10 protein-coding genes are annotated in these 11,288 nt (G+C 62.6%); all 10 read left to right on the top strand.

Annotated features, from left to right (window positions below):
* Positions 1-502 precede the first annotated feature (502 nt).
* Complete coding sequence (locus tag FEZ63_RS07705; protein ID WP_201274114.1) at positions 503-2,050, top strand: ABC transporter substrate-binding protein; 1,548 nt, start codon at positions 503-505, stop codon at positions 2,048-2,050.
* 19 nt (positions 2,051-2,069) lie between these two features.
* Positions 2,070-3,077 carry an ABC transporter permease gene (locus FEZ63_RS07700; RefSeq protein WP_150943055.1) on the top strand — a complete coding sequence of 336 codons (1,008 nt, stop codon included), beginning with the start codon at positions 2,070-2,072 and terminating at the stop codon, positions 3,075-3,077.
* Positions 3,074-3,976, top strand: a complete 903-nt coding sequence (locus FEZ63_RS07695) for an ABC transporter permease (RefSeq protein WP_150943054.1) — start codon at positions 3,074-3,076, stop codon at positions 3,974-3,976. The genes FEZ63_RS07700 and FEZ63_RS07695 overlap by 4 nt, the downstream gene beginning before the upstream one ends.
* A gap of 1 nt (position 3,977) precedes the next feature.
* Complete coding sequence (locus tag FEZ63_RS07690; RefSeq protein ID WP_244622693.1) at positions 3,978-4,985, top strand: ABC transporter ATP-binding protein; 1,008 nt, start codon at positions 3,978-3,980, stop codon at positions 4,983-4,985.
* Positions 4,982-5,980, top strand: coding sequence for an ABC transporter ATP-binding protein (locus FEZ63_RS07685; RefSeq protein WP_150943052.1), 999 nt, complete (start codon positions 4,982-4,984; stop codon positions 5,978-5,980). The genes FEZ63_RS07690 and FEZ63_RS07685 overlap by 4 nt, the downstream gene beginning before the upstream one ends.
* A complete protein-coding gene (locus tag FEZ63_RS07680) occupies positions 5,977-7,053 on the top strand; it encodes a C45 family autoproteolytic acyltransferase/hydrolase (RefSeq protein WP_150943051.1) in 1,077 nt (358 codons plus the stop codon). Before FEZ63_RS07685 ends, FEZ63_RS07680 begins: the two co-directional genes overlap by 4 nt.
* Positions 7,054-7,068: 15 nt before the next feature.
* A complete protein-coding gene (locus tag FEZ63_RS07675) occupies positions 7,069-8,049 on the top strand; it encodes a sigma-54 interaction domain-containing protein (RefSeq protein WP_150943050.1) in 981 nt (326 codons plus the stop codon).
* A 194-nt stretch (positions 8,050-8,243) separates the two neighbouring features.
* Positions 8,244-9,602, top strand: a complete 1,359-nt coding sequence (locus tag FEZ63_RS07670; RefSeq protein ID WP_150943049.1) for an acyclic terpene utilization AtuA family protein — start codon at positions 8,244-8,246, stop codon at positions 9,600-9,602.
* A gap of 10 nt (positions 9,603-9,612) precedes the next feature.
* Positions 9,613-9,927: a DUF4387 domain-containing protein gene (locus FEZ63_RS07665; protein WP_150943048.1), complete on the top strand. Its 315-nt coding sequence runs from the start codon at positions 9,613-9,615 to the stop codon at positions 9,925-9,927.
* A gap of 1,103 nt (positions 9,928-11,030) precedes the next feature.
* Positions 11,031-11,288 (top strand): transposase (locus FEZ63_RS07655; protein WP_244622736.1); only part of this gene is annotated, 258 nt, incomplete at its 3' end.

Below are 11,288 nucleotides of genomic sequence, written 5' to 3'. Positions count from 1 at the left end.
AATGTCTGCCCTTGAACACCGCGTCCTCCACAACTGGGTCACCGGGCAGGGTAGTTGGAACTTTGAAACGAAGCGTTTGCGACGGAACCCTGAAGAATGCCGGCGAGTTCGCCCCGCAGCTCAACCTTCAAGCGGCCCTCCGCCGCCGCGAGACGGCCTCTCGATCAGGCTGTGGATCAGCGCCAAGGCTTCCGCTTGCGTGTCGGGGGTTCCAGCAGCTCGCCGAGGATGGCGACCCTGGCAAAAGCGCGGGGTTCGACGCTATGCCGGAAATCCGCCGGCGACGCAAAGCCGGCCGGATATCACGTGCGCAAACTGCGCATGATGCGGGATTCTCACGCCGACGGCGCTGCGACTGGTGGCGGTTGGGTCGGCAGAGCTGTGTGTTGACAGGCAGATACGCGAAAAATCGTCGCTGGCACGGTTTTTGCTCCCTCCTCGGCAGACCGCGCACATAAAGCTGAGCTGCAGGGGACATCGCTCGCGGGAACTGGAGGTTGATATGCTTCGCAAGGCTCTCACTGCTACGGCACTCATGATAACCGTGGCGCTGCCCGCTCATCTAACGGCGAGCGAGCTGCGGGTCGGCTTTACGCTCGACGCGCTGACGCTCGATCCGGGCAATCACCGCAATCGCGACACCGAAACCATCATTCGCAACATCTATGACGGCCTGCTGACGCGCGATTCGAAGATGAAGGTGGTGCCGGAACTCGCGGAATCCTGGACCCAGGTCGATCCGGTGACCTACGATTTCAGGATCCGCTCGGGGGTCATATTTCACGACGGCTCGCTGATGACGGCGGACGACATCGTGTTCACGTTCGAACGGCTCACGAAGGACGGCGCTCTCGGCGGCCAGACCAGCCCGCGCAAGGATCTCGTGGGACCGGTGGCGTCGATCACCAGGGTCGATGACCGGACCGTGCGTTTCACGCTGAAGGAGCCGTGGCCGATCCTGCCCGCCATGCTGCCGGTCCAGGAAGTGATCAGCAAGGCCTTCGCCGAGAAGGTCGGCTCGCAGGGTCTCGCGACCCAGGCTAACGGCACCGGACCCTTCAAGCTCGTCGAATGGCGCAAGGGTGACACGGTGATCATGGAACGCCATGATGCCTATTACGGCGGCGCGACCGACATTTCGCCGGTGGGCAAGGCATGCGTGGATCGCGTGATCTTCCGCGCCATTCCGGAAAACGCTTCCCGGGTCGCGGCCCTCCTCGCCGGTGAGGTCGACATCATCAACGAACTTCCACCCTACGACATGAAGAAGGTGGAAGCGAACGGCAACACGCGGGTGATGAAGGTCAACGGGACCCGCACATTCTTCGTCGCGCTCAACAACGGCAAGAAGCCCTTCGACGACCCGCGTGTCCGGAAGGCGGCCAACATGGCCATCGACAAGGCGCTCATCATCGACAGGATCCTGCTCGGGACAGCCGCTCCCCTGAACGGCGTGATGAGCCCGGACGCTTTCGGCTTCAACCCTGACCTGCCCGCTTACAAGTTCGACGTCGAGGCTGCCAAGAAGCTGCTGGCCGAGGCAGGATACCCCAACGGTGTCGACGTGACGCTGGATGCCGAAGGTCCTTTCAAGGATGTGGTGGGAGCGATCGCCGCCATGCTGACCAAGGCCGGAATCCGCGCCAAGGTGAATGTCAGCGAGGCCTCGACGCTGCAGGCCAAGTGGGCGGCGACGGGCGAGAAGACCGGCGACATGTGGTTCACCTCGTGGGGCAATGGCTCCCTCGATCCTGCCGACATCTTCGTGCCGACCCTCCGCTCCGGCGGCCGCGGCAACCGCGCCTTCTACTCCAACAAGGAAGTGGATGGGCTCCTCGACAGCGCCAACGTGGAGCTTGATCAGGCCAAGCGCGCGGATCTCTACAAGAAAGCGCAGGCCATCGTGAACAGTGAGGCGCCCTGGATCTTCATGTGGCTGCCACAGGACCTCTACGGCGTCTCGAAGCGCGTCAGCGGCTGGGAGCCGAGCGCGGACAGCCGGATCAATTCTTCACGATACCTGCGTGAAGTGATCGGACCCGCATCGTGAACATGGTGGAGAAAGCTTGATGAACCCGTTGGCGCTCGTCGGACGCATCGCCCAGCTCCTGCCGGTTCTCCTCGGCGTCAGTGTCATCGTCTTCGTGATGATGGCCCTGACGCCGGGCGACCCGGTGGAGATCATGCTGTCTGGACAGCAGGTCACCCCTGAGCAGGTGCAGGCCATGCGCCACGACATGGGGCTCGACCGGCCGCCGCTGGAGCGTTTCGCGGTTTTCCTCGGCAATGCGCTCACGGGGGATTTCGGCCTCAGCTTCTTCCATCGCCGTCCTGTCGTCGACGTGATTGCCGAGCGGTTGCCCGCCACGATCGAGCTGACACTGGCCGCCCTGCTGATCGCGATCGCGATTTCCATCCCGCTCGGTGTCGCGGCCGCGGTTCACAAGAACAGGCTCCTCGATCGTCTGGCGGCCGTTGGATCGCTGTTCGGCATCTCGCTGCCCGGGTTCTGGTTCGGCATCATCCTAATCATCCTGTTTGCCGTTCACATGCAGGTGCTGCCCGTGTCCGGGCGCATGGATTATGCCTGCGAGGTCGCACCCTTCACGAGGCTGATGACCATCGACAGCCTGCTGCGCGGCCGTCCTGATTGCTTAGCAGACGCGCTGTCGCATCTCATTCTGCCCGCGTTGACCCTCGCTCTTCCCATGGCGGCGGTTCTCACTCGCGTGCAACGGGCGGCGATGCTCGAGGTGTTGCGGTCGGACTACATCGTGTTCGCCCAGGCCAAGGGTATTTCGCGCCGCCGGGTCCTTTGGCGCCACGCGCTGAAGAATGCGCTGGTTCCCACCGTCACCGTGGCGGCCATCGAGACCGGTTCGCTTCTCGGCGGCAACATGGTGGTGGAGACGGTGTTCGGTTGGCCCGGGCTCGGACGGCTCGTGGTGGAGAGCATCTTCGTGCGCAACTACCCCCTCGTCCAGGCAGCGGTGCTGTTTTACGCGGTGACCTACGTGTTTCTGAATTTCTTCGCCGATCTTCTCTACACGATGCTCAACCCGAGGGTCCGCCTGTGAGTACCGCCCTGGAGGCTCCGGCCGTCGCGATCGAGCGGATCGAAACTCCGACTTGGCAGAGCATACGCCGCTTCGCGGCGGACGGGTTCTCCATGACGGCCGCCGTCGTGGTGGTGCTTTTCGTGCTCATGGCGGCTCTGGCGCCATGGCTTGCCCCCCACGACCCCTACGAGAGCGATCTCCTGCGCCGGCTGCAGCCGCCGGCATGGATGGAAGGCGGCGAATGGAGCTACTTCCTCGGCTGCGACGCCCTCGGCCGCGATATCCTCTCACGGATCATCTACGGCTCCCGGGTATCGATCACCATTGGAGTCGCGGTGGTGCTCATTGCGACGGTGGTGGGAACAGTGCTCGGCCTTGCGGCCGGCTACATGCGCGGCTGGGTCGATATCGCGATCTCGCGGGTGATCGATATCCTTCTCGGCTTTCCCTACCTGATCTTCGCCATTGCCCTGATGGCCATGATGGGTCCCGGCCTCGAGAACATCATTCTGGCGCTCGTCTACAAGGAGTGGGTGGTCCCCGCCCGGGTGGTCCGGGGCGAGGTTCTGGCCGCCCGCGAAATGGAATATGTGGAGGCGGCCCGCGCGGTCGGCGCGCCGCGATTTCATATTATGTTCCGGGAGATCCTTCCCAACATCCTGTCGCCGGTGATCGTCGTGTCCACCATCCGCATGGCGCATGTGATCATCCTCGAGGCGAGCCTTTCGTTCCTCGGCCTCGGCGTCCAGCCTCCGACCGCCTCGTGGGGTTCCATGGTGGCTGATGGCCGCGCCTTCATCCTCGACGCGTGGTGGGTGTGTACCTTTCCCGGCATCGCCATTCTTCTTCTCGTTCTTTCGATCAATGTCGCCAGTCAGGGCCTTCGTGATGCATTCGACCCGAAGTTCAGCGACTGAGATGTCGGAACCCCTCCTTTCCATCCGCGGTCTGAAGACCTGTTTCGCGACGCGTGCGGGCATGGTCACGGCAGTGGATGGCGTCGATCTCGATGTTTATCCCGGTGAGTGCCTGGGCATTGTGGGTGAAAGTGGATCCGGCAAGAGCGTCACCTTCGCCAGCGTGATCGGGCTGGTGCGCTCCCCGGGATTCATCGCAGGCGGCTCGATCGCCTTCGAGGGTGTCGATCTGCGCACTCTGAGCGATGAGGGTTGGCGCAGCCTGCGCGGGCGCGACATCGCTATGACCATGCAGGATGCTCTCACCGCGCTCAACCCGGCCCTCACCGTTGCGGAGCAGATCGAAGAGGTGATCCTCGCCCATGCTAACGACCTGCCGCGGGGCGGACGCCGGGATGCCGCCCGTCTGCGCGCGGTCGAGATGCTCCGACTGGTGGGGATTCCGGCGCCAGAGAAGCGGATCGACGACTACCCACACCAGTTCTCCGGCGGCATGCGCCAGCGCATCATGATCGCCATCGCCCTGTCGTGCCGTCCCAAGCTGCTGATCGCCGATGAGCCGACCACGGCCCTCGATGTCACCATCCAGGCGCAGGTGCTCGATCTTATCAGCGACCTTCGGCGTGAACTCGGCATGAGCGTGGCATTGATTACGCACGACCTCGGTGTCGTGGCCGAGCATACGGATCGGGTCGCGGTGATGTATGCCGGGCAGATCGTCGAGACCGGGCCGACCCGGGAATTGATCGACCGCCCACGACATCCCTATACGAAAGGGCTGATCGGGCTCATCCCCCGCCTGTCGGATCTCGACGCTCCCATCCGGCCGATCGATGGGCAGGTTCCGGAACTGATCGGCCTCGGCGGGACCTGCCGCTTCTACGATCGTTGCGAGTTCCGCACGCCCCGGTGCCGAACCGACATACCCATGGAGGCCGTGGAGCCTAACCATCACGCGCGATGCATCCGCGTGAACGAAATCCTGCGCGTCGAGGAGGTTCTGCAATGATCGAGGCACCGACACGCCCTCTCCTTGAGGTCACGAACCTCGCCAAGACCTACCATCTTAACAAGAGCCTGATGCAGCGGCTCTCGCGTCAGCCCATCCTCGACCTGAAGGCGGTCGATCGGGTGAGCTTCTCGGTCGGGTCCGGCGAAACGCTGGGCCTCATCGGCGAATCCGGCTGCGGCAAATCCACTCTTGCACGGACGGTGCTCCGGCTGCACGAACCGACCTCGGGCAGCATCGTGTTCGACGGTATCGACATCACGAAACTGCCCTACCGGGGAATGACCGCGCTGCGCCGCCGCATGCAGATCATCTTCCAGGATCCCTATGCGTCCCTGAATCCCCGCAAATCGGTTCTCGACATCGTCGGCCTGCCGATGGCGATCCAGGGGATCGCCCGTCGGGCAGACATCCGTGACCGGGTGGTCGCGATGATTGAGAGCGTGGGGTTGAAGAGCGCTCATCTCGGTCGGTTTCCGCACCAGTTCTCCGGCGGACAGCGCCAGCGCATCGGCATCGCCCGCGCGCTGATCCTCAACCCCAGCTTCGTGGTTTGCGATGAGCCGGTGTCGGCCCTCGACGTGTCGGTGCAGGCGCAGATAATCGCGCTTCTCGGATCTCTCAAGCGCGAGCTCGGGCTGACTTATCTGTTCATCTCCCATGACATCGGGGTGATCGGCCACGTAAGCGATCGAATCGCCGTGATGTATCTCGGCGATATCGTGGAGATCGGCCCGACGCGCGAGCTGCTACGCGCGCCGAAGCATCCTTACACCAAGGCACTGCTCTCTGCAGTGCCGCAGATCGATGCCGGGCCGAAGCGCGAGCGGGTGAAACTGACCGGGGACGTTCCCTCACCCCTGTCCCCGCCGAAAGGTTGCAAGTTTCACACCCGCTGTCCTTTCGCGTTCGACCGCTGCCGTGTCGAGACCCCTGTTCTTCGCCCGCAGAGAGCTGAAAGCTCGGCGGCCTGTCACCTGCTCGAGGCATCATGATCGAGATAAAGTCCGCAACGCCGCTTCTTCTTTCCGGCAGCGCCTATGAGCGCGGGCGCGCCCAGGCCGCCTGCGCCAGCGAACTCATTCCTGCCGTCCAGAGCGCCATCGACGCCCGTCTCTCAGCGGCGTCGGATTTGCTCGAGAAGCCTGCGATTCGACACTTCCTCGCCGAGCAGAGAGAGATCCTGAAAGCGTTCGATCCGGAAGGACAGGCCGAAGTCGCCGGAATCGCGGACGGTTTCGACCGGCCGGTCGCATCCCTCCTTGCCTATCTTCATCTGAGCGTGCTCGCGGATTTCGCCGTCGACGGTTGCACCGCGTGGAGCTGGGGTGCTGGCGGATCGATGGGTCCGCTGGTGGTGAAGAACCGCGACTATCGCGGCGAACACGTCCAGTTGCAGCGGGTGTTTCTCCACCGCGATCCGGACAAGCCCGGCGAGGCGGTTCTCTGCGTCGGCAGTCTCGGCAGCCCCGGTGCGTTCTCCAGCGGGATGAACGCACATGGCCTCGCGCTAGTGGACACCCATGTTGCGACGAGGGATCATGGCCCGGGTCTGCTCAGATATTTCCTGATGACCCGGCTGCTCTGGCATTGCCGCAATGTGAGCGAGGCGCTGCGGATGATCGCTGAACTTCCGCATGCGGGCGGCGGAAGCATGGTTCTGGGGGACGAGTCGGGAGCCTGCGCGGCGGTCGAGCTCGGGCACTCCGCCTGGGCGGCGGAATGCAGCGGTCACTATGTGTTCCGCACCAACCACTTCGTGAGCCCGGAATGCGCTCCGTCCTGGCTGGCGCCGAGGGACGAGAACGCTGTCACGAGCACGAAAGGCCGTCACGCCAGGCTGAAGTCCTGGCTCGGGCAGCAGACCGCCTGCCCCACTTTCGAGGAAGCGGCGGCCATGATGAGCTCGCACCCCGAACACGGACAGGAATCGCTTTGCCGCCATGGAGAATATGGCGACTCACACACGATCTCCTGCGCGGTATTTGCGCCCGCCGAGCTTCGCCTCTACTTTTCCCCCGGCAAACCCTGTGCCGGCCAGTGGAATTCCTTCGACTGCCGGCCGTAAACCGGACAAGACCGCGTGGCGTATGAAGCAGGCCTGATTGGCGAACACAGCTCGGTCATCGAAGTCAGGCGACTCATCGACCGGGTGGCGAAGAGCGCCGCCCGGGCCGTGTTGATCTATGGCGAGACCGGCACCGGCAAGGGCCTTGTCGCCCGCCTTGTCCACCAGCAATCGCAGCGGGCAGCGCAACAATTCATCGACGTAAATTGCGCGGCGATCCCCGACCAGCTTCTCGAGTCGGAGTTGTTCGGCCACGAGAAGGGCGCGTTCACGGGAGCCATCGCGCGCAAGTCCGGCCTGATCGAAGCGGCCAATGGCGGATCGATCTTCCTCGACGAAATCCGCGACATGAATCTCGTGATGCAGGCGAAGCTCTTGACTGTTCTCGACACCCAGCGTTTGCGCCGGGTCGGTGCCATCGAGCCGGTGGAGATCGATGTGCGCTTCATTGCGGCGACGAACCGCATTCTTCTCTCGGAGGTCAATGCCGGCCGGTTTCGGGAAGATCTCTACTACCGCCTGCAGATTGTCGCCATCAATGCGCCTCCCTTGCGCGAGCGCGGCGACGACATCTTCGTTCTGACGGATCATTTCCTGCGCCGCCTCAGCAGCCGCTATGACCGGGTTATTCGCGGGCTGGAACCGGACGTGGTCGATATCTTCCGGCGTTACCGCTGGCCTGGCAATGTACGCGAACTGGAAAACCTGCTGGAACGTATCTTCATTCTCGAGGACGAGAGCACCATCATGCTGCGCCATCTTCCGGCACGCATCCCGCGGGACGTGGAGGAGGCCGAGCGCGCAGGGCACGCACCCGCGGCGGACGCTGCTGTCGAGGACCGCCGCGATTACTACGAGGCGACGGCAGCCTACCAGGTCAGGCTCATCCGCCACGCCCTCGCGATAACCAACGGCAGCCTGACGGACGCGGCCGCGCGCCTCGGGCTCACCCGGCACGCCTTGCGCCACCAGATGTTAAAGCTCGACATCACCTGATCGGCCGCCGATGCGCGGATCGCGCGCGTCCATGCGTGGAAGTCACATGGGCGGCTGCACGGTTTGCGTCGGCTCGTTTGACGAAGGGCGAATTCTCTTTATCAAGCAACAGCTTGACAGGTGTCGCCGGCCTTGGCACAGATTTTGCTTTTCTTCGATCGCCACACCATGACGTCGATCGGAGAATGCCTGCTATGCCGTCCATCAAAATCATCTGCCCAAACGGACATTTGGGCTTTGCGCCATTGAAGCTCGACAGCTTCCTGCGTGGAGTCGAGGCGGGTCCCGACTTCATCGCAGCTGATTCGGGAAGCGATGACATCGGACCAGTCCCCCTTGGAACCGACACCTCCACGTCGCCGGAGGCGTGGCAGCGGCAGGATCTCGAGGCAATGCTTCTAGCGTCGCGCCGGATCGGCGTGCCGATGATCATCGGCTCGGCTGGTGATACCGGCACGAACGGTCGTGTTGATCGCTACGTTGAGATGATCCGGGAGATCGCAAGCAAGCACGGACTGGCGCCGTTCAAACTGGGCTACTTCTATTCCGAAGTCGACAAGGAGCAGGTGCGTAAGGCCATCGGGAGCGCCGAGCCTGTGCTGGGTCTCGACGGTCGAGATGCGCTGGACGAGGCTGAACTCGATGCCACGGAGCGCATCGTTGCCATGGCAGGAGTTCATCCCTTCATGAAGCTTCTGGACGAAGGCTGCGACGTGATCATCGGTGGTCGGTCCAGCGACTGCGCGATCTTTGCCGCCGCAGCGCTCCATCGCGGTGCCAGCGAGGCTGATGCCTATTATCTTGGGAAGGTGCTGGAATGCGCTTCCTTCTGCGCGGAGCCCTACGGCGCCAAGGAGACGGTCCTGGGCGCGGTTAAAGGTTCCGGCGTGACCGTTACGGCCATGCACCCGGAACAGCGCTGCACCATCGCATCCGTTGCAGGTCATGCTATGTACGAGCGCTCCAACCCATTCGACGAGTTCGTCGCCGGCGGACGTCTCGACATGCGCGACTGTCACTACGAGCAGATCGATCCGCGCACGACCCGGGTGACAGGACAGCGCTTCACCCCGGCCGAGCGGGTGCGGGTGAAGCTGGAAGGCGCGGGCAAGATCGGCGAGCGCTTCGTCGGAATCGCGTCGGTGCGGGACCCCTACACGATCGCCAATATCGACAAGGTCATCGACTGGGCGAAGGATCAGACGGCGGAACGTTTCGGCAATGCGCCCTACGAGCTGTTCTACAACGTCTTCGGCAAAAACGGCGTGATGGGCGATCTGGAGCCCGTGAAGGTCCCGGCGCACGAGCTCTGCATCGTGGTGCAGGGCATCGCGCCGACGATGGAGATGGCCGAGGAGGTCTGCATGACCGGCACACGCCAGCTCTTCTATGCTCGCCTGCCCGAGGTGAAGGGCACCGCCGGCGGCGTTGCGTTCGTCCTTGACGAGGTCCTGAAAGCCTCGCCGGCCTATCGCTGGACCGTCAACCACACCCTCGCGGTCGACGACCCGCTGGAACTCTTCCCCACCCATATCGCAACCATCGGCGCCTGAGCAGTTCATCATGAAAAAGCTATCAGACCTCGCGAAAACTATTCGCAGCAAGAATGCCGGCGTCGACAAGATCACGTTCGACGTCATCTTCACGGACCGTAACGTCTATGACCGGGTGCGACGGAGCAAGGCGCTCACGCGAGAGAGCGTTGCGACGCTTTACGGCATCGACGAGAGCCGGATCGCCGAATTCGTTGAATACGACCCGGCCTGCGCCATCAAGTTCACGATCTACCGACTCCGCCCGAGCGGAAGCCCTGGAGATCCGGACATCTTCGGCGCACAGCAATACGCACCGTTGCTCGATATTGCCGTAGATATCTGAGCCGCGACCGTCGGGCCGGAATTCCATCGGCCCGACGCATCGTTGGTCGGCCATTCACGGCCGTAACGAACTGACAACGAGCAGCCAATTAGATCCATCGTACACGCATGTATGTCCATACCTGAGAAGCTCGTCGCCGTCCGCACGGTCATTGGAAATCCACGACCTCCTGAGCGTCGCATAGCGGTCAACCGCCACTATAAGCGGATCCTCGTCGGCAGTTGGATGTGTCGCAAACATTTGTTGTCTGTGTCTACCACCAGCCCCTTTCGACCGAACGGGCCGCCAAGATCCGGGCCATGTCCGCGATGAAGTCCGATCATCTCACAGGCTTCGCTGCCTGGCCGAAGGCCTTGGTGTTCTCCAAAATGTCGAAAGCGGCCGTCGGGTTGTTGCTCCCGAAGGTGTCAAACCGGAAGGATGTCCATAACCTCTACAGCCCAAAAAGCCGACGGACCGAATTTCGGCGGGCGAACTGGAAATTCCTTGTTCGGGCGGCGGCCAATACGGGGCGCTCCTTCGCGGCTGTCCACAATTGCGGTTGCATCATCGGTGACGTCAATCACGGCAGCGTTCTGGTAGGTCAGGACGCAACCGTCAGTCTGATCGATTGTGACAGCTTTCAGGTCACAAGCGGTGGCCGACGCTTCCTCTGCGAATTGGGTGTTGAGACTTTCACGCCTCCTGAGCTGCAGGGAAAGCCATTCAAAGGTGTCATTCGGACCGAGCATCACGATAATTTCGGTCTTGCCGTGATGATGATCTTTCTGACGCTGTTCAACGGCCGGCACCCGTTTTCCGGGCGGTTTCCAGGATCAGGCGACATGCCGATCTCGAAAGCGATCGAGGAATTTCGATTCGCCTATGGCGCCAAGCATAAATCCTTCCAGATGGAGAGGCCGCCGGGCGCGGCGCGTCTATCGATCGTTGGCCCTGAGTTAGAGGCGATGTTCGAGAAGGCGTTTGCCATCGAGGCTCCGAAGCTCGGGCGACCGAGCGCCAGTGAGTGGATAGTGGCTCTGGCCCGGCTTGAGGGTTCTGTTGCAAACTTTTCGGTTACGCCTGGTATGGCATTGACCTCCGGCGTTTCCGGGAGAGTGCTGATGTTCAAAGGCCGCCATTTCGACCAATCTGTCATCCTGCTTTGCGTCCGTTGGTATCTGGCCTATGGCCTGAGCCTGCGTGATCTTCGAGAAATGATGGCCGAGCGCGGCATCGGTGTCGATCATTCGACGATCCATCGCTGGGTCGTTCACTACTCGCCCTTGCTGCTGGACGGCTTTAACCGGCGCAAGCGTGCTGTCGCCGGAAGGTGGCATGTCGATGAAACCTACATCAAGATCCGCGGCCGATGGATGTTC

Origin of the sequence: Microvirga brassicacearum, assembly GCF_008757455.1 — a bacterium.
Taxonomy (GTDB): domain Bacteria; phylum Pseudomonadota; class Alphaproteobacteria; order Rhizobiales; family Beijerinckiaceae; genus Microvirga; species Microvirga brassicacearum.
Note: the sequence above shows the minus strand (reverse complement) of the source record. Positions and strands in the feature narration are given on the sequence as shown.